Genomic DNA, 21,791 nt, shown 5'->3' on the forward strand with positions numbered 1-21,791 from the left:
AACGATGGTCTACCGGATCCACTTCACCGCCGAGGACCTGGCCAGGACCCGGCCCGCGGAGCCGATGCCGTTCTCCGAACTCATGGCCGCGGCAAGGGCCCTGCAGGAACGGAGCCGGGCGGCGCGGCTGGATCCGTGGCGGCGGAGCGTCCTCGCGGGCCTGCCCGACGGCGCCCGCATGGCCCTGTCCCTGGTCCCGGCGGACGGCTGGGGGCCGACCTTCCTCATGCCCGCGGTGGCGGGCCACCCGGAGGAACTGCTGGAACGCGTACGGGCCACCCCGCGCCGGCTCGTCGAGGCGGAACTCGCCGCGATCGCCGAGCACCAGCCCGTCCCGGGGTGGGCCCGGCACCTGGCGGACGACCGGGCGCTGCGCGAGGAACTCGCCGACAGCCTCGGGCTGCTCTACGAGCACCTGGTCGGCGGCCACTGGCCGCGGCTCGTCGACCGCCACGCCGCCGACCGGTCCGTGCGGCTGCGGCAGTTCCTCGGCGGAGGCGTCGAACTCCTGCTGGCCGGCGCCAACCCCCGCTGGATGCGCTGGAACCCGCCGGTGCTCGAAGTCCGCAGCGGCGTCGACCACGATCTGCACCTGCGGGGGCAGGGCGTCCTGCTGGGCCCGTCCGTGTTCGCCACCCGGGCCATGGTCAGCGACGACACCCACGGACTGCCCCTGCCCGTGATCACCTACCCGATCGACGACAGCCGGCCGGCGGGCTGGCCGGCCCTGCTCGGGCCCGACCGGGCCCCGGCGGGGACGGCGGCCGCCCTGTCCGCGCTGCTCGGACAGACCCGCGCCGCCGTCCTGCTGACGATCGCCGAACACCCCGGCTGCACGACGAAGGAACTCGCCGCGCTCGCCGGGACCACCCCCTCCAGCGCCAGCGAACACGCCACCGTGCTGCGCGAGGCCGGCCTCATCCGCACCGCCCGGTACCGCAACACCGCCCTGCACAGCCCGACCGCCCTCGGCCTCGGCCTGCTCGGCGACGGCACCGAACCGCCCGGTTCCGATCCGTCCTGAGCGGTGTGGCCCGCGCACTCACACCGGCAGCAGCCCCCCGCACCGCTGGGCGCCGTCCTTCATCGCGATCAGGTTCGCGGTGACGTAGGAGGTTGAGGTGTCGTTCCGTGCGTGCCACTCGGTCGCCCGGGGTACGGCGGCGGCCTTCCAAGGAGTTCCTCATCTGCGCCGCGTACGGTCACCCGTCATGGCACGACGGCGGGTGGTGGCGGGCATGGGGAAGCTGGGGCACGGGACGCGGCTGATCGCGGTGAGCGTGGTCGCCGGGGTGGTGGCGGCGGGGATGGTGCTGCCCGCGGTGGCGGCGGTCGGGCTCGGCGCCCGGTCGGCGGCGGACGACTTCCAGGGCCTGCCCGACGACTTCAGGACCCCGCCGCTGTCCCAGGCGACGACCGTCCTCGACGCCGAGGGCGGCACGATCGCCACCGTGTACGACCGGGACCGCACGGTCGTCCCGGCGGACCGGATCTCCCCGCTGGTGAAGACCGCGCTGGTGGACGTCGAGGACAACCGCTTCTACGAGCACGGCGCGATCGACCTCAAGGGCGTGCTGCGCGCCCTGGACAACAACGCCTCCTCGGGTACCACCCAGGGCGCGTCCACCCTGACCCAGCAGTACGTGAAGAACGTCTTCGTCGAGGAGGCGGGCGACGACCCGCAGAAGGTCGCCGAGGCGCAGCGGCAGACGGTGGGCCGCAAGATCCAGGAGCTGAAGTACGCGATCAAGGTCGAGGAGACCCTGAGCAAGGACCAGATCCTCACCAACTACCTGAACATCACCTTCTTCGGCGAGCGGGCCTACGGCATCGAGGCGGCCGCCCGGCGCTACTTCGGTGTGCACGCAGCGGACCTCACCCTGCCGCAGGCCGCGCTGCTGGCGGGCCTGGTGCAGTCGCCGACCGGCTACGACCCGACGGTCAACCCGACGGCGGCGAAGGAGCGGCGTGACACCGTGCTGCGCAAGATGGCCGCGTACGGGCACATCACCCAGGAGGAGGCCCGGCAGGCCATCGCCTCCCCGCTGGGCCTGAACGTCCAGGCGCCGCAGCAGGGCTGCATCCTGGCCAAGCAGGGCGAGGGCTTCTTCTGCGACTACGTGCGCAACGTGGTGCTCACGGATCCGGCCTTCGGGAAGTCGGCGGCCGAGCGGCAGGCGCTCTGGAAGCGCGGCGGCCTGCGGATCCGCACCACGCTCGACCCGAAGGCGCAGGCGGCGCTGCAGGCCTCGGTCACCGGTCACGTCGACGCGGGCGACCAGGCGGCGACGGCGATGAGCATCGTCCAGCCGGGCACCGGGAACATCCTGGCGATGGGCCAGAGCCGCCCGTACGGGGTGGACGACAGGCAGCACCAGACCCAGATCAACTACAACGTCGGCAAGGCCCTGGGGGGCGGGCTCGGGTTCCCGACCGGTTCGACCTTCAAGCCGATCGTCGCGGCGGCGGCCCTGGAGGGCGGCATACCGGCCGATCAGAGCTACACCACCGACTACAGCATCCCGTGGCCGGCCATGACGGACTGCTCGGGCGGCCGGTTCCCGTCCGCCGGGCAGGTGCACAACGACAGCCAGAGCCTCACCGGCCGGTTCGACATGAAGTCGGCGATGGCGCAGTCCGTCAACACCTACTTCGCGAAGCTGGAGGCCGACACCGGCCTGTGCTCGGTCGCGCGGATGACCGAGAAGCTGGGCGTCACCCAGCAGGCGGGCGGCGAGAAGCTCCAGGTGGTCCCGTCGATGACGCTGGGCAGCAACGACCTGACCCCGCTGGGCATGGCGGCCGTCTACGCGGCCTTCGCCGCCCACGGCACCTACTGCGCGCCGACCGCGATCGCCTCGGTGACCGGTCCCGACGGCAAGCCGCTCGCGGTGCCGCAGGCGAACTGCACGGCGGCGATGTCGGCCGGCACCGCCGACACGGTCAGCGCGATGCTCAAGGGCGTGGTGGAGGACGGCACCGGCCGGACGGCCGGCCTCACCGGCCGGGACAGCGCGGGCAAGACCGGCACCACCAACGACAGCCGCCAGGTCTGGTTCGTCGGCTACACCCCGGAGATGGCGGGTGCGACCGTGGTCAGCGACACCGACGACCCCAAGCCGCTGGACGGCCGGCGGATCGGCGGCACGGTGGTCGGCCAGGCCTTCGGCGGCACCCTGGCCGGCCCGATCTGGCGCGACGCCATGGACGGCGCTCTGGCCGGCACCCCGGCCGGGACCTTCACCCCGGTGCAGTTGCCCTGAGCCGGTGACCGGGGCCTGTCTCCCGGACCGGGCGAGGCTCCGGGAGGCAAGCCCCGGGGGCAGCCTGCCGCCGACTCACCCGTAGAGCGCCACCCGGGGCTCGACCGTCCCCTGGGCGGGGGCCGCCCCGACGACGGTGACCCGGTAGCGCTCGCTCAGGGTGTGGTGGCCGTGCAGGACGAGCTTGGCCGGGACGAGCTTGGTGTACAGCGTCCCGGTCTGGCTGGCGAGCGGCGTGGTGCGCCAGTGGCCGTCCGGGGAGAGCATCTCGAGCCGGATGCTCGCCGGGTCGAGGAAGGGGCCGTTCTGGGGGGACTCGATGAGGATCTGCGGGGCCACCGTCCGGTCCGCCGAGGAGTCGTTGCGGTAGGTGACGGTGACCACCCGCTGCGCGTCGCCGCTCGGCAGGGGGGAGGTGGGCAGCTCCACGAAGCCGGTCGGCGGGGCGCCGGCCGCGGTGCCGGTCGCGGCCTGGGCCGGGGCGGTGAGCAGGGCGGTGGGCACGGCGGCGACGGCCGCGGCCAGGGCCACGCTCCGACGGGGGATCTTCCGGGTGCGCATGGCGCCTCCTTCGGCCGACGGCCAGGGCACGCAGGTGCGCCGACTGGCCCGGGCAGGTCCGTACGGCACCACCCTGCCCCCTCACCCGGAGGGCCGCACGCCGGGCCCGGCCGGAGCGCCGGGAACGGCGCCGCGAATGGGCCGAACGTGCGACGACCGGGGCCGCCGGGCCCGGGGCGTCGCCCGCGCCGGGAGCGGGCCCCTTACCTTGGGCGCAGCCTCCGCCCGGCGTCCTCGTCCGCGCGGGGCGTCCGGAGGCCGGGGCAGGTCGCGAGAAGGGGAGGGACGGCGTGTGGGCGCGTTCGGTGGAGGAGCCGGGGCAGCGGACGCCGATCCTGATCCAGTACGGCCACCGCTCCTGGCTGGTGCCCCTGGCGGTGCTCGCGCTGGTGGTGGGGGTGGACGCGGCCACGCCGGTGACCTTCGCGTCGGTCAGCTGGCTGGTCATGGTCCCGGTGGTCGCCGCCGGGCTCTGCGGGCCGGCCGCCACCGTGCTGTTCGCCCTCCTCGCCATCGCCGCCTATCCCGCCCTGGACAGCATCTGGGGGAAGTCCCAGGGGACCGAGGACTTCCTGCTGGTGATCGCGGGAGCCGCCCTCTCGGTGCCGATCAGCATCTTCCGCGTCCGCGCCGCCGACTATGTCCGCCACCTCCAGGGCGCGGCCGAGACCACCCGGCAGGTGGTGCTGCGCCCGGTGCCTCCGGGGTGGGGCGGGGTGGACTCGGCGGCGCGCTACCTGGCCGCGGACGTCGAGGCCCGGGTGGGCGGCGACTTCTACGACGTGCTGGCCACCCCGTTCGGGGCGCGGGTCATCCTCGGCGACGTCCAGGGCAAGGGCCTGCCGGCCGTCTCCGCGGCGGCGGCCCTGGTCGGCTGCTTCCGGGAGGCCGCCTTCCACGAGGGCGACCTGGCCACCGTCGCGGCCTGGCTGGAGGAGCGGCTGCACCGGCAGAACCTGCTGGCGGAGCGGCTGGGGGAGAGGGAGGAGCGGTTCGCGACGGCGGTGGTGGTCGGCTTCCCCGCCGACGCGCCGGGGGAGGTGGAGGTGGTCAACTTCGGCCATGACAGCCCCCACGTGCTCGGCTCCGAGGGCGTGCGGCAGCTGCCGCCGGGCGGCGGCGCCCCGATCGGGCTGGCCCAGCTGGCCGGCGGGCTGCCGCCGGTGCGGCGGCTGCGGCTGGGCCCGGGGGAGACGGTGCTGATCGTCTCGGACGGCGTGACGGAGGCCCGTGACCGTACGGGCGCGTTCTTCTCCCTGCGCGCCCACCTGGACCGGCTGGCCGATCGCCCGGGGCCGGTCGACCCGGGGCGCCTGGTCGACGAGGTGGCCGCCGCGGTCCTGCGGCACACCGGCGGCCGGCTGACGGACGACACCGCCCTGCTCGCCGTCCGGACGCCGCCGGTGGAGCCGGTGGAGCCGGTGCGCTGAGCCCGCGGCGGGGTGGACGGCGCCGCCGACGGGGATCCTCCGTCCGACGCCGAGTCACCCCGCCGCACCAGCCCCGGTTCTGAGCCCGCGGGGCCGCTCCGGCGGGGCGTGGGGCCGTCAGCGGCCTTCCATCAGGCGGTACATGCCGATCGAGTCGTGGGTGGCGGTGTCCGCGAAGCCGAACTTCTCGTAGAGGAAGCGCGCGGGGCCGTCCGCGATCAGCGAGACGTACGCGGTGGCGGGGGCCCGGCGTTCCAGCTCCTCGGTGAGTGCCGCCATGATGCGCTTGCCGAGGCCGTGGCCCTGGTGCGCGGGGTGGACGCAGATGTCGGTGATCTGGAACGCGGTGCCGCCGTCGCCGATGATCCGCCCCATGCCGACGGGCTCGCCCTCGTGGTGGAGGACCACGCCGTACCAGGTGTTGGGGAGGGCGAGCGCGACCGCCTCGGGCGCCTTGTCGGAGAGTCCGGCGTCGGTGCGCAGGCGGCGGAAGACCTCGACGGTGGGCACGCCGGGGCGAAGCTCGTAAGGGCCGCTTATCGGAGTCATGGCTTACATGCTACCCGCTCGGCCCTGCCGTCCGGCTCCGGCCGCTCGGGTGAACGCGCGGCGCGACATGCCGGACCGGGCGGGGGGTCGTGGAGGCGGAGGTGATGATCGCCGGGTTCCCCGGAGCCCCACCCCCTCGGAGGCGGACATGCGGATTCTTCTCCTCGTCAGCGCGTTCAACAGCCTCAGCCAGCGGCTGCACGCCGAACTGCGCGACCGGTGCCACACCGTGGACGTCCAACTGGCCGGTGATGAAGAGGAGTTGCTCGAAACGACGGGCCGGCTGAAACCCGACCTGGTGCTCGCGCCGATGCTCCGCACGGCGATCCCCCGCACGCTCTGGTCGCGGCTCACCTGCCTCGTCGTCCACCCCGGACCGCCCGGCGACCGCGGCCCCTCCTCCCTCGACCGGGCGATCCAGGAGGGCCGCACCGCCTGGGGCGTGACGGTGCTCCAGGCCGAGGCGGAGATGGACGCCGGCCCGGTCTGGGCCTGGGCGCCCTGCCTGCTGCCCGAGTACGGCAAGAGCGACCTGTACCGCAACGAGGTCGCCGACGCGGCGGTGGCGGCCGCGCTGCTCGCCGTGGAGCGGTTCGCCTCCGGCACGTACGCGCCGCAGCCGCAGTCCGGGCCCGGCTGGATCGCCGCGGTCCGCACCCGGCCCGTCCTGCGCCAGGAGGAGCGCCGGATCGACTGGGCGACCGACCCCACCGAGGAGGTGCTGCGCAGGCTCCGCGCCGCGGACTCCCGGCCCGGGGTGCTCGACGAACTGTGCGGCGGCACCTGGTACCTGCACGGCGGGCACCGCGAGCCGGAGCTGCGCGGCCGCGCGGGTGAGCTGATCGCCACCCGGGCCGGCGCCCTCTGCCGGGCCACCGTGGACGGCGCGGTGTGGATCCCGGAACTGCGCCGCCACACCCCCGGCGGCCCCGCGGGCGTCAAGCTCCCCGCGGTGACGGCGCTCGGCGGCCTGCTGCCCGCCCTGCCGGAGGCGCCGGCGCCGCTGATGCCGGAGGAGGAGGACGGCCCGGTCTGGTCGGACCTGCGCTACCGCGAGGAAGGCCCGGTCGGCTTCCTGCGGTTCTCCTACCCCGGCGGCGCGATGTCCACCGGCCACTGCCGCCGGCTGCTGGCGGCCTACCGCTTCGCCCTCGCCCGCCCGACCTCGGTGCTGGTGCTCGGCGGCGGCCGGGACTTCTTCTCCAACGGCATCCACCTCAACGTGATCGAGGCCGCGGCGGACCCGGCCGTCGAGTCCTGGGACAACATCACCGCGATGGACGAGCTGGTCGACGCGGTGCTCACCACCACCGACCGGCTGGTGGTCGCCGCCGTCGGGGGCAACGCCGCGGCCGGCGGGGTGATGCTGGCGCTGGCCGCGGACGAGGTGTGGTGCCGCGGCGGCTCCGTCCTCAACCCCCACTACCGGCTGATGGGGCTGTACGGGTCGGAGTACTGGACGTACACCCTCCCGCGCCGGGTCGGCGCGGCGGCGGCCGAGCGGCTGACCCTCCAGGCCCTCCCGGTCTCCGCGGCCACCGCCGAGCGGATCGGCCTGGTCGACCGGGTGCTCGCCTGCGGGCCGGAGGAGTTCGGGCCGCGGGCGGCCCACCTGGCCGGGCTGCTCGCCGCCTCGCCCACCACCCAGCAGCGGATCGCGGCGAAGAAGGCCGCGCGCGAGGCCGACGAGCGGACGAAACCGCTCGACGCGTACCGGGAGGAGGAACTCGCGGTGATGCACCGGCAGTTCTTCACACCCGAATCGCCGTATCACGCGCTGCGTTCCGCGTTCGTCCACAAGCGCCCCGTGGCGACGGGGCCGACCGCGCGGGCATGACCCGAACGGCCCCGCCGGGCTTGCCTCCCCGGGCCCCGGTTCGCGCCGCGCGGACCGGCGCCCGGCCCGGACCGTTGCTATGACTGGCTTTCGAGCCATTCCCTCCGGCTCCCATCCCCGAGGAGGCATCCTCATGGGTGCTGCAACAGCTCCAACCACCGACACCGACGTGGTGCACGTTCTCTGGATCAACGCGGGCCTCAGCTGCGACGGCGACTCCGTCTCGCTGACCGCCGCGATGCAGCCCAGCATCGAGGAGATCGTCACCGGCGCGCTGCCCGGCCTGCCCAAGGTCGCGGTGCACTGGCCACTGATCGACTTCGAGTGCGGCCCGGTCCAGGGCGCGGACAACTTCGTCGAGTGGTTCTTCAAGGCCGACCGCGGCGAGATCGAGCCGTTCGTGCTGGTCATCGAGGGGTCCATCCCCAACGAGAAGATCAAGAAGGAGGGCTACTGGTGCGGCTTCGGCGACGACCCCGCCACCGGTCAGCCCATCACCACCAGCGAGTGGCTGGACCGGCTCGCCCCCAAGGCGACCGCCGTGGTGGCGATCGGCACCTGCGCCACGTACGGCGGCATCCACGCGATGGCCGGCAACCCGACCGGCGCCATGGGCGTGCCGGACTACCTCGGCTGGGACTGGAAGTCCAAGGCCGGACTGCCGATCGTCTGCGTGCCGGGCTGCCCGATCCAGCCCGACAACTTCGCCGAGACGCTCACCTACCTGCTGTACCAGCTGGCCGGCTCCGCGCCGATGATCCCGCTGGACGACAAGCTGCGGCCCGCCTGGCTGTTCGGCGCCACCGTGCACGAGGGCTGCGACCGCGGCGGCTACTACGAGCAGGGCCAGTTCGCCACCGACTACGGCACCCCCGAGTGCCTGGTGCGGCTCGGCTGCTGGGGCCCCGTCGTGAAGTGCAACGTCACCAAGCGCGGCTGGACCAACGGCATCGGCGGTTGCCCGAACGTGGGCGGCATCTGCATCGCCTGCACCATGCCGGGCTTCCCGGACAAGTTCATGCCCTTCATGGACCCGCCGCCCGGCTCCCGGGTCTCCTCCAACGCGAGCAGCGCGTACGGCACGCTGATCCGCCGGCTGCGCGCGATCACGCTGAAGACCCTGGACAAGGAACCGAAGTGGCGCCACACCGGCCGCCACCTGACCACGGGCTACCGACCGCCCTGGTGACGACCGCCGGAGGGCCGCACACCACCCGGTGTGCGGCCGCCGCCGACCCCTCTCCCGCCCGCCGAGGGCCCCGCACCCCCACCGATCCCGCCCGCCGAGGGCCCCGCTCCCAGAGACAAGGACACGACAGCAACGATGGCAACTCCGACCACCAGGGCGGCCGGCGACGGCAGCGGCCTGACCGAGATGTCCTGGGACCCGATCACCCGGATCGTGGGCAGCCTGGGCATCCACACGAAGATCGACTTCAAGCAGAAGAGGGTCGCGGAGTGCTACAGCACCTCCTCCGTCTTCCGCGGCTACAGCGTCTTCATGCGCGGCAAGGACCCGCGCGACGCCCACTTCATCACCAGCCGGATCTGCGGGATCTGCGGCGACAACCACGCCACCTGTTCCGTCTACACCCAGAACATGGCGTACGGGGTGAAGCCCCCGCACCTGGGGGAGTGGATCATCAACCTCGGCGAGGCCGCCGAGTACATGTTCGACCACAACATCTTCCAGGAGAACCTGGTCGGGGTCGACTACTGCGAGAAGATGGTCCGCGAGACCAACCCGGGCGTCCTGGAGCAGGCCGAGCGCACCGAGGCCCCGCACGCCGGCGACCACGGGTACCGGACCATCGCCGACATCATGCGCTCGCTCAACCCCATCGAGGGCGAGTTCTACCGCGAGGCGCTCCAGGTCAGCCGGTACACCCGGGAGATGTTCTGCCTGATGGAGGGCCGCCACGTGCACCCCTCCACGCTCTACCCGGGCGGGGTCGGCACGGTCGCGACGGTGCAGCTGTTCACCGACTACCTGACCCGGCTGATGCGCTACGTCGAGTTCATGAAGAAGGTCGTGCCGCTGCACGACGACCTCTTCGACTTCTTCTACCAGGCCCTGCCCGGCTACGAGGAGGTCGGCCGCAGGAGGGTCCTGCTCGGCTGCTGGGGCAGCCTCAACGACCCGGACCACTGCGACTTCACCTACCGCAACATGACGGACTGGGGCCGGCGGATGTTCGTCACCCCCGGCATCGTGGTCGACGGCAAGCTCGTCACCAACGACCTGACGCAGATCAACCTGGGCATCCGCATCCTGCTCGGCAGCTCCTACTACGAGGACTGGCAGGGCAAGGACCTGTTCGTCACCCACGACCCGCTGGGCAACCCCGTCGACCCCCGGCACCCGTGGAACCAGCACACCATCCCCGCCCCGCAGAAGCGCAACTTCGACGACAAGTACAGCTGGGTGATGTCCCCGCGCTGGTTCGACGGCAAGGAGCACCTCGCCCTCGACACCGGCGGCGGCCCGATCGCCCGGCTGTGGTCCACCGCCCTGTCCGGGCTGGTCGACATCGGCTACGTCAAGGCCACCGGCCACAGCGTGCAGATCAACCTGCCCCGCTCGATGACCAAGCCCGAGGTCACCTTCGAGTGGAAGATCCCGCAGTGGAGCAACGCCATCGAGCGCAACCGCGCCCGCACCTACTTCCAGGCGTACGCGGCCGCCGCCGCCCTGCACTTCGCCGAGAAGGCGCTCGACGAGGTCCGCGCCGGGCACAGCCAGACCTGGGAACGCTTCGAGGTGCCGGACGAGTCGATCGGCTGCGGCTTCACCGAGGCCGTGCGCGGCGTGCTCTCGCACCACATGGTGATCCGCGACGGCAAGATCGCCAACTACCACCCGTACCCGCCCACCCCCTGGAACGCCAGCGTCCGGGACAGCTACGGCACGCCGGGCCCGTACGAGGACGCGGTGCAGAACACCCCGATCTTCGAGGAGAACCCCCCGGACACCTTCAAGGGCATCGACATCATGCGCACGGTGCGCAGCTTCGACCCCTGCCTGCCCTGCGGCGTGCACATGTACGTCGGCGGCGGGCGCACCGTGCAGACCATGCACGTGCCCACCGGCCTGAGCGGGCTCACCGCATGACGGCCGAGCGGACCGGGCAGCGGATCCAGCAGGCCCTGGACGACCTGGCCGGCAGCGGCGCCGAGCAGGCGGGCGAGCAACTGGTCAGGGAACTCATGGAGTTCTACGGCCAGGGCCTGGCCCGGATGGTCCCCGCGCTGCCCCCGCCCGCGCTGGAGCGGATGCTGGACGACCCGGCCGTGGCCGGGCTGCTGCTCCTGCACGACCTGCACCCCGAGGACCTCCCCGCCCGGATCGACCGGGCCCTCGCCAATCTGCCCGAGCGGGTCGAGGTGGCCGGCTTCGACCAGGCCACCGGCGTCCTGCGGCTGCGCCGCACCGCCACCGGCTGCGGCTGCGGCGAACAGGAGGCGGAGGCCGTCCTCGCCTGCCACGCGCCCGAGGTGACGGCCGTGGAACTGGAACGCGCTCCCCAGCTGCTGCAGATCGGCACCCGCCCGCCGCAGCCCGCGGAGGCGCGATGAACACCCGCCGGATCTCCCGCGACGGCACGGCCCTGCTGCACCGGCTGCGCGAACCGGCCCCGCCGCGCCCCGAGCAGTGCGCGTTCTGCGGCCGGGACCTGCCCGACGGCCACCGCCACCTGGTGGACGTCGAGGAGCGCGCCCTGGCCTGCGCCTGCACCGCCTGCGGCCTGCTGTTCCAGCAGCCGGGCGCGGCCGGCGGCCGCTACCGCACCGTGCCGGACCGCTACCTCACCGACCCGGACGGCGAGTTGGACCAGCAGGCCTGGTCGGTGCTGGGCATCCCGGTCGGCACCGCCTTCCTGTTCCGCAACGCCGTGCTGGACCAGCTCCTCGCCTTCTACCCCGGCCCGGCCGGGGCCACCGAGAGCGAGCTGGACGAGCAGGCCTGGCGGCGCGCCCTCGGCGGCAGCCGGCTGGCCGACGCCCTGGAGCCGGACGTGGAGGCGCTGCTGCTGCGCCGCACCGAGGAGCGCGTGGCGTGCTTCCTGGTGCCGATCGACGTCTGCTACGAACTGGTCGGCCGGCTGCGGCGGTGCTGGCACGGCTTCGACGGCGGCGCCGAGGCGCGCGCCGAACTCGACGCGTTCTTCGCGCGGCTGGCCGAGCGGGCCCGCCCGCTGCCCGCGGAGGTGACGGCGTGACGGCGCTCGCCTTCGCCTGCACCGGCGTGCGCTCCGACCCGTACGCGGCCGGGCCGACCCTGGTGTTCCGGCTGCGGATCACCGCGTCGGCCGGCACCCGGGTGCACGCCCTCGCCCTCCAGTGCCAGCTGCGGATCGAACCGGGCCGCCGGCCGTACGGCGACGCCGAGGGCGAGCGGCTGGCCGACCTGTTCGGCGGCCGGGAGCGCTGGGCGACCACGCTCAACCCGGTCCAGTTCGCCACCGTGCCGCTGCTGGTGCCCGGCTTCACCGGCGGGACGGAGATCGACCTCGCGGTGCCCTGCACCTACGACCAGGACGTCGCCTCGGCCCGCTACTTCCGGGCGCTGGACGGCGGGGAGGTGCCGCTGCTGCTCCTCTTCTCCGGCACCGCCTTCGCCGGCCCCGCCGGGTTCCAGGTCAGCCCGGTGCCCTGGGACCGGGAGGCCAGGGTGCGGATGCCGGTCGGGGTCTGGCGGGAGGCGATCGACCGGCACTTCCCCGGCAGCGGCTGGCTGCGGCTGCCGGACGAGGTGATGGACGAGCTGCTGGCCTACCGCTCCCGCCGGGCCCTGCCCTCCTGGGAGGCGACGGTGCGCGAGCTGCTCGCGGCGGCGATCGAGGGGACGGTCCGGTGAGCGGCTTCCCGGAGCGGATCGAGCGCGGCTTCGCGGCCGCCCGGCAGATCGCCGACGCGGTGCTGCTGGAGGGCTACGTGCTCTACCCGTACCGCGCCTCGGCGGCCAAGAACCGGCTGCGCTGGCAGTTCGGCGTCCTGGTGCCGCCCGAGTACACCGTGCAGGGCGGCGAGCACTCCCACCAGCGCACCGAGTGCGTGATGGAGGCGCGCGGCGGGGACCTGCTGGCGGTCGAGCTGCGCTTCCTGCGGGTCCAGCGGCGCACCGTCGAGCGGGCCACCGGGGCCGGCTTCGAGTCGGTCGAGCGGCTGGCGCTGGCCGACCGGGACCTCGTCGAGTGGGATGAGGGCGTCGAGGAGCGGATCGAACTCCTCATTCCGGTCGAGGAGTTGGAAGGCGACGGGGTGCAGCGGCCGTTCCGGCTGCCGGGCGTCGGCGAGACCGGGCTGGTGCGCGAGGACGGCAAGGTCGTCGGCCGGCTGGTGCGGCGGCGCGAACAGGTCGACGGCCTGGTCTGGCTGCGGGCCGAGGACGTGCCCGGCCCGTACCTGGCGCGGCGGCTGACCGTCGAGGTGGAGAACACCTCCGACTGGACGCCGCCCAGGCGGGCCACCCGCGACCAGGCGCTGCCGCGCTCACTGGTCTCCGCCCACTTGCTGCTCGGGCTCGAGCACGGCCGCTTCCTGTCCGTCACCGACCCGCCCGAGTGGGCCCGTCCGGCCGTCGAGCGGTGCCGCAACGCGCGCACCTGGCCGGTGCTGGCCGGACCGGACGGTGAGTGCGGCGTCGTGCTGTCCTCGCCGATCATCCTGGAGGACCACCCGCGGATCGCCCCCGAGAGCCTCGGCACCCTGTACGACGCCACCGAGATCGACGAGATCCTGGCACTGCGGACGGCGGCCCTGACCGAGGAGGAGAAACGGGAGGCCCGCGGCACCGACGAGCGGGCCGGCGCGGTGATCGACCTGGCCGAGTCCATGCCGCCCGAGGTGCTGGAGCGGCTGCACGGGGCCATCCGCGGGCTGCGCGAGGTCACCGGTGGCGCCGGAGGGGCCGAACAGCCGTGGTGGGACCCGGGCGACGACCCGGGGGTCGACCCCGAGCGGGACCGGGTGCTGGTCGACGGCCGGGAGGTCGGCGCCGGCAGCCGGGTCCTGCTGCGGCCGGGCCGTCGGCGCACCGACGCCCAGGACCTCTTCCTGGACGGGCGCACCGGCGTCGTGGAGGCGGTACTGCACGACGTCGACGGCTCGGTGCACCTGGCCGTCACGGTCGAGGACGACCCGGGCGCCGACCTGTGGCGCGCCCAGGGGCGCTTCCGCTACTTCCAACCCGACGAGGTCACACCGCTGGAGGAGTCGTGACGGGCGCCACGGTGCTGGTCGCCGGGGTGGGCAACATCTTCCTCGGTGACGACGGCTTCGGCGTCGAGACCGTCCGGCGGCTGGCCGCCCACCCGCTGCCGGCCGGTGTCGAACTGGTCGACGTCGGCGTGCGCGGCGTGGACCTGGCGTACCGGCTGCTCGACGGCCACCGCACCGCCGTCCTGGTGGACGCCACCTGCCGCGGCGGAGCGCCCGGCACCGTCTACCTGATCGAGGCGGACGCCGAACAGCCGCTGGAGGTACCGGTCCTGGACGGGCACCGGATGGGGCCGGACGCCGTACTGGCCCTGCTCGCCACGCTCGCCGCCGGCACCGGCGGCGAGCCGCCCGAACGGGTGCTGGTGGTCGGCTGCGAGCCGGCCTCGCTGGAGGAGGGCATCGGGCTGAGCGAGCCCGTCGCCGCCGCCGTGGAGGAGGCGGTCCGAATGGTCCTGCGCGTCGTGGACGAGGCCGCGCAACCGGAGAAGGAGACGACACCATGCTGAGGAAACTGTTCTGCGCCGCCCTGCTGGCGGGGATCGGCGCACTGCTCTGGCAGAGCCTGCCGGACATCAAGCGGTACCTGCACATCTCCCGGATGTGACGGGGGACGACCCGTGCGGTGCGGATTGCTGCGAACGGTGCAGCCCCGCACCCGGTGGCGGCGCGGCTTCGGGCCGACGCCGCCACCGCGCCCTGTAATGGGGCGCGTTGCCGCCCGCTCCGGGAAGGGGACCCATGCACGAGATGTCGATCGCCGAGGCCGTCGTCGAGCAGGTGGACACGGCCGCGCGCGAGCACGGGGCCCCCGGGGTGGCACTGGTGCGCCTGCGGGTGGGCGAGCTGGCCGGTGTGGTGCCCGAGGCCCTCGACTTCTGCTTCGAGCTGGCCTGCGCCGGAACGCTGGTGGCGGGCGCGGTGCTGGACACCGAACCCGTCCCGGCCCGGGCCCGCTGCACCCCCTGCGCGGTCGAGTGGGCGGTCGGCATGCCGCCGGACCTCGGCTGCCCCGGCTGCGGCGGCGGTGGCGGAGTGGAGCTGCTGTCCGGCCGTGAACTGCAGATCCTCGACGTCGAGTGGTCACGGAGCCCCGGCGTCCGGGCCGAACAGAAAGGCTGATGCCGATGTGCCGCACGGTCGACCTCCGTCAGGCGGTCCTCGCCCGCAACGACGACAGCGCCCGCCGACTGCGGGCGACGCTGGCGGAGCGGGGCACGGTCGCGGTGAACCTGCTGTCCAGCCCCGGCAGCGGGAAGACCGCGCTGCTGGAGGCCGAGCTGACCCTCGCCCGGCGGCGCGGGGTGGCGGTCGCCGCGCTCACCGCCGACCTCGCCACCGAGAACGACGCCCGCCGGCTGGCCCGCTCGGGCGCCCCGGTGAAGCAGGTGCTCACCGACGGGCTCTGCCACCTGGAGGCGCGGATGCTCGCCGGGCACCTGGACGGCTGGCTGCCCGCGGAGTGCCGGCTGCTGTTCGTGGAGAACGTCGGCAACCTGGTCTGCCCGGCCTCCTACGACCTCGGCGAGACGCTGCGGGTGGTGCTGGCCTCGGTGACCGAGGGCGAGGACAAGCCGCTCAAGTACCCGACGGCCTTCGGGCTGGCCAACCTGGTGCTGGTGACCAAGGCCGACCTCGCCGAGGCGGCCGAGTTCGACGAGTCGGCGTTCCTGGCGAACGTCCAGCGGGTCAACCCCGGGGTGACGGTGCTGCGCACCTCCGCCCGGACGGGCGCGGGCGTCGGGGCGCTGCTGGACCGGGCGCTGGCCGTGCTGGACGGGGCCGAGCCGCACCGGCCGGTGATGTCGGCGCCGGCGCCGCACGACCACGGGCACGAACACGAGCCCGAACACGGGCACGGGCACCACCACGGCCACTCCGCCGTGGGGGAGGACGCGTGACGGCCGGTCACCCCGGGCTCGACCGCGAGCGGCGGCGGGTCGCCGTCCGCGGCCTGGTGCAGGGGGTCGGCTTCCGGCCGTTCGTCCACACGCTGGCCGGTGAACTCGGACTGGCCGGCACCGTCACCAACACCGGCGAGGGCGTCCTGGTCGAGATCGAGGGCAGCCCGGACGCCCTCGCGGCCTTCTGCCGACGGGTGGCCGGGGACGCGCCGCCGCTCGCCCAGGTGCACTCGGTGGAACACGCGCCGCTCGCCGTCACCGGCGCCACCGGCTTCCGGATCGTCCCCTCCCGCCCCGACGGCCCCCGCACCACCCTGATCCCGCCCGACACCGCCGTCTGCGCCGACTGCCTCGCCGAACTCGCCGACCCGGCCGACCGCCGCCACCGGCACCCCTTCATCAGCTGCACCAACTGCGGCCCCCGGCACACCATCGTCACGGGCCTCCCGTACGACCGGGCCAACACCACCATGGCCGGCTTCCCGATGTGCCCGGACTGCGCCCGGGAGTACGCCGACCCCGCGAACCGCCGCTTCCACGCCCAGCCCGTCGCCTGCCACGCCTGCGGGCCCAGGCTCGCGCTGACCGTGCCCGGACACCCCGACCTCCACGGGGAACAGGCCCTCACCGCGGCCCGCCGACTGCTCGCCGACGGCGCGATCCTCGCCGTCAAGGGCATCGGCGGCTACCACCTCGCCTGCGACGCCCGCGACGCCGCGGCCGTCGCCCTGCTGCGCCGGCGCAAGCGCCGCGGCGACAAGCCCTTCGCCGTGATGGCCCGCGACCTCGCCACCGTCGAGCACCTGCTGCCCGTCGACCCGGTCGAACGGGAACTGCTCACCGGGCCCGTGAAGCCGATCGTCCTGCTCCGCCGCATGGGCCTGCCGGTGCCCGAGGGGCTCGCGCCGGGCAGCCCCGACCTCGGGGTGATGCTCCCGTACACGCCGCTGCACCACCTGCTGCTCGCCGCCCCCGGGCCGGACCTGCTGGTGATGACCAGCGCCAACCTCTCCGGCGAGCCGATCGTCACCGAGGACCGGGAGGCACTGGAGCGGCTCGCCCCGCTGGTCGACGGCTGGCTCACCCACGACCGGCCGATCCACGTCCCCTGCGAGGACTCGGTGGTGCGGGTGGTGGACGGTGAGCAGCTGCCGCTGCGCCGCTCCCGCGGGTACGCGCCGCTGCCGGTCCCGCTGCCGGTGCCCGTCCGTCCCGCGCTGGCCGTCGGCGGCGACCTCAAGAACACCTTCGCCCTCGCCCGGGACGGCTATGCCTGGCTGTCCGGCCACATCGGCGACATGGACGACCTGGCCACCCTGCGGGCCTTCGACCGGGCGGTCGAGCAACTCGGCACGGTCAGCGGCGTACGGCCCGAACTGCTGGTCGCCGACCGGCACCCCGGCTACCGCTCGCTGCGGCACGCCGAGCGGACCGCCGCCGGCCGGCCGGTGCACCGGGTGCAGCACCACCACGCCCACATCGCCGCGGTGATGGCCGAACACGGCCTGGACGGCGGCCGGCCGGTGCTCGGGGTGGCCTTCGACGGCACCGGTTACGGCGAGGACGGTGCGATCTGGGGCGGCGAGGTGCTGCTGGCCGACTACGACGGGTTCCGCCGCCTCGCCCACCTCGGGTACGTGCCGCTGCCGGGCGGCGACGCGGCCGTCGAGCGCCCGTACCGGACGGCGCTCGCCCACCTGCGCGCGGCCGGGCTGCCCTGGCTGCCCCAGCTGCCACCGGTCCGCGCCTGCGCTGAGGGCGAACTCAACGTTCTGGGGCGGCAGTTGGAGCGCGGGCTGAACTGCGTGCCGACCTCCAGCATGGGGCGGCTGTTCGACGCGGTGTCCGCGCTCGCCGGGGTCTGCCAGCGGGCCGGGTACGAGGCCCAGGCGGCGATCGAACTGGAGGCGGCGGCCTGCGCCTTCGTGCGGACCGGCGACTACGCGTTCGGCCTGTCGGAGCGGGCGGACGGCTGGATCGCCGACCCCTCGCCGGTGCTGGCCGCCGTGGTGGCCGACGTGATCGCGGGAGCCCCCGCCGGGCTGGTCGCCGTCCGCTTCCACCACGCGGTGGCCGAGCTGGTCCGGCGGATCTGCGCGGCCGTCCGGGAGCGGCACGGCACCACCACCGTGGCGCTCAGCGGCGGGGTCTTCGCCAACGCGCTGCTCTCCTCGGCCTGTGCGAGCGGGCTCGGGGAGGACGGCTTCACCGTACTGCGGCACCGCCGGGTGCCGCCCAACGACGGAGGGCTGGCGCTGGGCCAGCTGATGGTGGCCGCCCGGTCGTCGGCCATCCGGGAGGAGTGAGAGCGGATGTGCCTGGCGGTGCCCGGAAGGGTGACGGAGATCGGGGAGCGGGACGGGACCAGGATGGCGGTGATGGACTTCGGCGGCGTGGTCAAGGACGTCTGCCTGGAGTACCTGCCCGACCTGGCGGTGGGGGACTACGCGATCGTCCACGTGGGTTTCGCGCTGCAGCGCCTGGACGAGGAGTCGGCCCGGCGCACCCTCGCCCTCTTCGAGGAACTCGGGCTGTTGCAGGAGGAGTTCGGCGACCCGTGGGAAGCCGCCGGAGCGGCGGGAGAGGCTGAGGAGGCCGGACGGTGAAGTACCTGGAGGAGTTCCGCAACCCCGAGCTGGCGGCCGGGCTGCTCGCCGACATCAGGGCGACGGTCACCAGGCCGTGGGCGCTGATGGAGGTCTGCGGCGGCCAGACGCACAGCATCATCCGCCACGCCATCGACCAACTCCTACCGGAAGAGGTCGAGTTGATCCATGGCCCGGGGTGCCCGGTGTGCGTCACCCCGCTGGAGGCGATCGACCGCGCGCTGGCGATCGCCGCCCGGCCCGGGGTGGTCTTCTGCTCCTTCGGGGACATGCTGCGGGTGCCCGGCACCGACCGGGACCTGTTCCGGGTCCGCGGCGAGGGCGGCGACGTGCGGGTGGTGTACTCGCCGCTCGACGCGCTGCGGATCGCCCGGGAGAACCCGGACAAGGAGGTGGTCTTCTTCGGCATCGGCTTCGAGACCACCGCCCCGCCGAACGCCATGGCCGTCCACCTGGCCAGGAAGCAGGGGCTGCGCAACTTCAGCATGCTGGTCTCCCACGTCCGGGTGCCCCCCGCGATCGACGCCATCATGGACTCGCCGGACTGCCGGGTCCAGGGCTTCCTCGCCGCCGGGCACGTCTGCAGCGTGATGGGCACCGCCGAGTACCCGGCGCTGGCCGAGCGCCACCGGGTGCCGATCGTCGTCACCGGCTTCGAACCGCTGGACATCCTGGAGGGCATCCGGCGGACCGTACGGCAGCTGGAACGCGGGGAGCACACCGTCGACAACGCCTACCCGAGGGCCGTCCGCCCCGAGGGCAACCCGGCGGCCCGCGCCATGCTGGAGGACGTGTTCGAGGTGGCTGACCGCTCCTGGCGGGGCATCGGGGTGATCCCGCTCAGCGGCTGGCGGCTCTCGCCCCGCTACCGGGACCACGACGCCGAGCACCGCTTCGACGTCGCGGGGATCACCACCCGCGAACCCGCCGCGTGCCGCAGCGGCGAGGTGCTGCAGGGGCTGCTCAAGCCCCACCAGTGCGAGGCCTTCGGCACCGTCTGCACCCCGCGCACACCGCTCGGCGCCACGATGGTGTCCAGCGAGGGGGCGTGCGCGGCGTACTACCTGTACCGGCGGCTGGGCGTGCCGCACACGTCCGTCCGGGGCCGGGAGGCCCAGCAGCCCCGGGAGGCGGGTCGCGTTGGCTGACATCGAACTGCGCACCGAACCGCGCACCGAACTGCTCGGCGAACTTCCTGTCGGACTTCCCGGTGAACTTCCCGGTGAACTTCCCACCGAGCGGCCGGACTTCTCCGGCTGGAGCTGCCCGCTGCCGCTGCGCGACCACCCCCGGGTGGTGATGGGCCACGGCGGCGGCGGGGCGCTGTCCGCCGAGCTGGTGCAGAACCTCTTCGCGCCGGCCTTCGGCGGCCCGGTGCTCGCCGGACTCGGCGACTCCGCCGTGCTGGAGCTGGGCAGCGCCCGGCTTGCCTTCTCCACCGACTCCTACGTGGTGCGGCCGCTGTTCTTCCCCGGCGGCTGCATCGGCGACCTCGCCGTCAACGGCACGGTCAACGACCTCGCCATGAGCGGGGCCAGGGCGGCCTACCTGTCCTGCGGCTTCATCCTGGAGGAGGGGGTGGAGATGGCCGTGGTGGACCGGGTCGCCCGGGCGCTCGGCGCCGCCGCCCGTACCGCCGGGGTGGAGGTCGCCACCGGGGACACCAAGGTGGTCGAGGCCGGGCACGGGGACGGCGTCTACCTGAACACCGCCGGGATCGGACTCGTTCCGGCCGGGGTCGACATCCGGCCGCAGCGAGCCCGGCCCGGTGACGTGGTGATCGTCAGCGGGCCGATCGGGCTGCACGGCGTGGCGATCATGAGCGTCCGGGAGGGCCTGGAGTTCGGCGTCGAGGTGCGCAGCGACAGCGCGGCGCTCGGCGGCCTGGTCGAGGCGATGCTCGTGGCCACCGCCGACCTGCACGTGCTGCGTGACCCCACCCGGGGCGGCCTGGCGGCGGCGCTCAACGAGATCGCGGTCGCCGCCGGGGTCGGCGTCGTGATCGGCGAACGCGACGTCCCCGTTCCGGAGCCGGTGGCCAACGCCTGCGCGGTGCTGGGCCTGGACCCGATGTACATCGCCAACGAGGGCAGGCTCGTCGCCTTCGTCCCGCGCGGTTCGGCGGACGCCGTGCTCGCCGCCATGCGCGCCCACCCGCTCGGCGCGGAGGCGGTGGTGATCGGCGAGTGCGTCGAGGAGCATCCGGGGATGGTCGTCGCCCGGACCGGTTTCGGCGGCACCCGGGTGGTCGACCTGCCGATGGGTGAGCAGCTGCCGCGGATCTGCTGACGCCGCGTACGCCGGTGCCGCCCCTGGGGACTGCTCCCCGGGGCGGCACCGGCGTTCGTGCGCCCGGCTCGGCGCGGCGCGTCCGTCAGGGCGGTCACACGGGCCGTTCCGCCGGGAGGGGATCCGCCCCGCCGCCATCCCTACCCCGCCGGCGACCCGAAGGCATCGCCGTTCAGCGCACTCTCGCGGGCGGTTTGGCCGGGCAGTGGTTGACAGCGGGATTGAGGCGGTCGACAGGGGTGAACAGAGGTGTTACACCAGGTGCGTTCAGCGCCTTCGGGAGAGTGGTCCGCGTCGGACGCTCCGTCCTGCGTGGCGGCAGGGAGGCGGCCGTGACCCTTCGTCGTACGGAAGTCGGAGTATGAGCCCACTGAATTCACCGGACTGGGAGGACGTCGTTGTCGGAGCGGCGGCCGTGGACGAACTTCCCCTGTGGGGTGGTGAGTTGATCATCGATCGGCCGACGGGCCGGTCGGCGGCGGAAGGCATGGACCTACCGGACCTCAGGGCGCAGCTGTGTGAGGTGGCCGAGGCCTGGGAGGAGGTCGCGCCCGAGGAGCTCGACGCCTGCGACGACCTGCGGGCCGTTCTGGAGGCCGACGTGGAGGCGCTCCAGGCCCGGTGGCAGCACGTCGCCGGGCTCCCCGACGCGTCGGAAGCGGTGGCGGCCGGCGTGTCGGGGCACTCGGGCGTTCGGGGCGCGGCGGTGGCCGTGAACGCCGCGCTCCGCGGGGCGGACCGGGACGACCTCGCCCTGCGCGGTGTCCCCGAGTGGCAGCAGCTCCGGGCGGTGCGTGACGCGGTCTCCCGGGTCTGGCAGACGCTCGTCGCGCGGGCCCGCGAGGCGGCGGGCCGGCTCCTGCGCGACCGGCGCGTGGCGGAGTTCCTGCGCACCATGTCGATCCGCGCCTGCGAGACGATCGCCCGGCTCGCCCGGCTGGCGGCCGACCGCCTCCGCGGTGGCCGGGCGGTGCCGGCGTGCGCGGAGGCGCTCCTCGCGCTCGGCCGCGCGGCGAGTGCCTACGGCAGGTCCGCGCGGCAGTCGGGCGATCCGGCGGCGGCGGAAGCGCTGCTCGTCCTCGGCGCCGGACCTCGCGAGGACCCGGCCTGGCACGTCGTGTGACCTTCCGGGC

21 protein-coding genes are annotated in these 21,791 nt (G+C 74.1%); 19 read left to right on the forward strand and 2 right to left on the reverse strand.

What is annotated here, in order from left to right; translation table 11 throughout:
* The first annotated feature begins 4 nt into the window (after positions 1-4).
* Positions 5-1,024, forward strand: a complete 1,020-nt coding sequence (locus ACWDBE_RS01135; RefSeq protein ID WP_449806767.1) for a winged helix-turn-helix domain-containing protein — start codon at positions 5-7, stop codon at positions 1,022-1,024.
* A gap of 187 nt (positions 1,025-1,211) precedes the next feature.
* On the forward strand, positions 1,212-3,263 hold the full coding sequence (locus ACWDBE_RS01140; protein WP_449806768.1) for a transglycosylase domain-containing protein: 2,052 nt from the start codon (positions 1,212-1,214) through the stop codon (positions 3,261-3,263).
* 75 nt (positions 3,264-3,338) lie between these two features.
* On the opposite strand, the gene ACWDBE_RS01145 is transcribed toward ACWDBE_RS01140, so the two are convergent.
* Positions 3,339-3,824 (reverse strand): signal peptide protein, encoded by a 486-nt coding sequence (locus ACWDBE_RS01145; protein WP_449806769.1) that lies wholly within the window; start codon positions 3,822-3,824, stop codon positions 3,339-3,341.
* Between the two features lie 290 nt (positions 3,825-4,114).
* Here ACWDBE_RS01145 and ACWDBE_RS01150 point away from each other — a divergent pair, with 290 nt between their 5' ends.
* Positions 4,115-5,254: a PP2C family protein-serine/threonine phosphatase gene (locus ACWDBE_RS01150; RefSeq protein WP_449806770.1), complete on the forward strand. Its 1,140-nt coding sequence runs from the start codon at positions 4,115-4,117 to the stop codon at positions 5,252-5,254.
* A 117-nt stretch (positions 5,255-5,371) separates the two neighbouring features.
* Here ACWDBE_RS01150 and ACWDBE_RS01155 read toward each other — a convergent pair whose 3' ends face one another.
* Positions 5,372-5,803 carry a GNAT family N-acetyltransferase gene (locus tag ACWDBE_RS01155; protein WP_449806771.1) on the reverse strand — a complete coding sequence of 144 codons (432 nt, stop codon included), beginning with the start codon at positions 5,801-5,803 and terminating at the stop codon, positions 5,372-5,374.
* 148 nt (positions 5,804-5,951) lie between these two features.
* Here ACWDBE_RS01155 and ACWDBE_RS01160 point away from each other — a divergent pair, with 148 nt between their 5' ends.
* From ACWDBE_RS01160 to ACWDBE_RS01235, 16 genes are all read left to right on the forward strand, one after another.
* Positions 5,952-7,640 carry an enoyl-CoA hydratase-related protein gene (locus tag ACWDBE_RS01160; RefSeq protein WP_449806772.1) on the forward strand — a complete coding sequence of 563 codons (1,689 nt, stop codon included), beginning with the start codon at positions 5,952-5,954 and terminating at the stop codon, positions 7,638-7,640.
* Between the two features lie 133 nt (positions 7,641-7,773).
* A complete protein-coding gene (locus ACWDBE_RS01165; protein ID WP_449806773.1) occupies positions 7,774-8,829 on the forward strand; it encodes an NADH-quinone oxidoreductase subunit B family protein in 1,056 nt (351 codons plus the stop codon).
* Between the two features lie 135 nt (positions 8,830-8,964).
* On the forward strand, positions 8,965-10,752 hold the full coding sequence (locus ACWDBE_RS01170; RefSeq protein WP_449806774.1) for a nickel-dependent hydrogenase large subunit: 1,788 nt from the start codon (positions 8,965-8,967) through the stop codon (positions 10,750-10,752).
* The gene (locus ACWDBE_RS01175; RefSeq protein ID WP_449806775.1) at positions 10,749-11,216 is read left to right on the forward strand and encodes a thioredoxin; all 468 of its coding nucleotides are present in this window, start codon (positions 10,749-10,751) and stop codon (positions 11,214-11,216) included. The genes ACWDBE_RS01170 and ACWDBE_RS01175 overlap by 4 nt, the downstream gene beginning before the upstream one ends.
* A complete protein-coding gene (locus tag ACWDBE_RS01180; RefSeq protein ID WP_449806776.1) occupies positions 11,213-11,860 on the forward strand; it encodes a DUF5947 family protein in 648 nt (215 codons plus the stop codon). The genes ACWDBE_RS01175 and ACWDBE_RS01180 overlap by 4 nt, the downstream gene beginning before the upstream one ends.
* On the forward strand, positions 11,857-12,498 hold the full coding sequence (locus tag ACWDBE_RS01185; RefSeq protein WP_449806777.1) for a DUF6084 family protein: 642 nt from the start codon (positions 11,857-11,859) through the stop codon (positions 12,496-12,498). The genes ACWDBE_RS01180 and ACWDBE_RS01185 overlap by 4 nt, the downstream gene beginning before the upstream one ends.
* Positions 12,495-13,862, forward strand: coding sequence for a hypothetical protein (locus ACWDBE_RS01190; protein WP_449806778.1), 1,368 nt, complete (start codon positions 12,495-12,497; stop codon positions 13,860-13,862). The genes ACWDBE_RS01185 and ACWDBE_RS01190 overlap by 4 nt, the downstream gene beginning before the upstream one ends.
* Positions 13,859-14,368, forward strand: a complete 510-nt coding sequence (locus ACWDBE_RS01195; RefSeq protein ID WP_449806779.1) for a hydrogenase maturation protease — start codon at positions 13,859-13,861, stop codon at positions 14,366-14,368. The genes ACWDBE_RS01190 and ACWDBE_RS01195 overlap by 4 nt, the downstream gene beginning before the upstream one ends.
* Positions 14,362-14,466, forward strand: a complete 105-nt coding sequence (locus tag ACWDBE_RS01200; protein ID WP_449806780.1) for a DUF6893 family small protein — start codon at positions 14,362-14,364, stop codon at positions 14,464-14,466. The genes ACWDBE_RS01195 and ACWDBE_RS01200 overlap by 7 nt, the downstream gene beginning before the upstream one ends.
* Positions 14,467-14,600: 134 nt before the next feature.
* Positions 14,601-14,981 (forward strand): hydrogenase maturation nickel metallochaperone HypA/HybF, encoded by a 381-nt coding sequence (locus tag ACWDBE_RS01205; protein ID WP_449806781.1) that lies wholly within the window; start codon positions 14,601-14,603, stop codon positions 14,979-14,981.
* A 5-nt stretch (positions 14,982-14,986) separates the two neighbouring features.
* Positions 14,987-15,760 (forward strand): hydrogenase nickel incorporation protein HypB, encoded by a 774-nt coding sequence (hypB, locus tag ACWDBE_RS01210; RefSeq protein WP_449806782.1) that lies wholly within the window; start codon positions 14,987-14,989, stop codon positions 15,758-15,760.
* Positions 15,757-18,069, forward strand: a complete 2,313-nt coding sequence (gene hypF / locus ACWDBE_RS01215) for a carbamoyltransferase HypF (protein WP_449806783.1) — start codon at positions 15,757-15,759, stop codon at positions 18,067-18,069. Before hypB ends, hypF begins: the two co-directional genes overlap by 4 nt.
* 6 nt (positions 18,070-18,075) lie before the next feature.
* Complete coding sequence (locus ACWDBE_RS01220) at positions 18,076-18,369, forward strand: HypC/HybG/HupF family hydrogenase formation chaperone (RefSeq protein WP_449806784.1); 294 nt, start codon at positions 18,076-18,078, stop codon at positions 18,367-18,369.
* Positions 18,366-19,517 carry a hydrogenase formation protein HypD gene (hypD, locus tag ACWDBE_RS01225; protein WP_449806785.1) on the forward strand — a complete coding sequence of 384 codons (1,152 nt, stop codon included), beginning with the start codon at positions 18,366-18,368 and terminating at the stop codon, positions 19,515-19,517. The genes ACWDBE_RS01220 and hypD overlap by 4 nt, the downstream gene beginning before the upstream one ends.
* 121 nt (positions 19,518-19,638) lie before the next feature.
* A complete protein-coding gene (hypE, locus tag ACWDBE_RS01230; RefSeq protein WP_449806982.1) occupies positions 19,639-20,658 on the forward strand; it encodes a hydrogenase expression/formation protein HypE in 1,020 nt (339 codons plus the stop codon).
* A 487-nt stretch (positions 20,659-21,145) separates the two neighbouring features.
* Positions 21,146-21,781, forward strand: coding sequence for a hypothetical protein (locus ACWDBE_RS01235; protein ID WP_449806786.1), 636 nt, complete (start codon positions 21,146-21,148; stop codon positions 21,779-21,781).
* The last annotated feature ends 10 nt before the right edge of the window (positions 21,782-21,791 follow it).

The organism is Kitasatospora sp. NPDC001132 (genome assembly GCF_053598415.1).

Coding starts and splice junctions, on each gene's coding strand:
- ACWDBE_RS01145 (WP_449806769.1), bottom strand. CDS start 3,824: ATGCGCACCCGGAAGATCCCCCGTCGGAGCGTGGCCCTGGCCGCGGCC.
- ACWDBE_RS01170 (WP_449806774.1), top strand. CDS start 8,965: ATGGCAACTCCGACCACCAGGGCGGCCGGCGACGGCAGCGGCCTGACC.
- ACWDBE_RS01135 (WP_449806767.1), top strand. CDS start 5: ATGGTCTACCGGATCCACTTCACCGCCGAGGACCTGGCCAGGACCCGG.
- ACWDBE_RS01140 (WP_449806768.1), top strand. CDS start 1,212: ATGGCACGACGGCGGGTGGTGGCGGGCATGGGGAAGCTGGGGCACGGG.
- ACWDBE_RS01165 (WP_449806773.1), top strand. CDS start 7,774: ATGGGTGCTGCAACAGCTCCAACCACCGACACCGACGTGGTGCACGTT.
- ACWDBE_RS01235 (WP_449806786.1), top strand. CDS start 21,146: ATGGACCTACCGGACCTCAGGGCGCAGCTGTGTGAGGTGGCCGAGGCC.
- hypB (WP_449806782.1), top strand. CDS start 14,987: ATGTGCCGCACGGTCGACCTCCGTCAGGCGGTCCTCGCCCGCAACGAC.
- ACWDBE_RS01220 (WP_449806784.1), top strand. CDS start 18,076: ATGTGCCTGGCGGTGCCCGGAAGGGTGACGGAGATCGGGGAGCGGGAC.
- ACWDBE_RS01160 (WP_449806772.1), top strand. CDS start 5,952: ATGCGGATTCTTCTCCTCGTCAGCGCGTTCAACAGCCTCAGCCAGCGG.
- ACWDBE_RS01180 (WP_449806776.1), top strand. CDS start 11,213: ATGAACACCCGCCGGATCTCCCGCGACGGCACGGCCCTGCTGCACCGG.
- ACWDBE_RS01200 (WP_449806780.1), top strand. CDS start 14,362: ATGCTGAGGAAACTGTTCTGCGCCGCCCTGCTGGCGGGGATCGGCGCA.
- ACWDBE_RS01155 (WP_449806771.1), bottom strand. CDS start 5,803: ATGACTCCGATAAGCGGCCCTTACGAGCTTCGCCCCGGCGTGCCCACC.
- ACWDBE_RS01205 (WP_449806781.1), top strand. CDS start 14,601: ATGCACGAGATGTCGATCGCCGAGGCCGTCGTCGAGCAGGTGGACACG.
- ACWDBE_RS01175 (WP_449806775.1), top strand. CDS start 10,749: ATGACGGCCGAGCGGACCGGGCAGCGGATCCAGCAGGCCCTGGACGAC.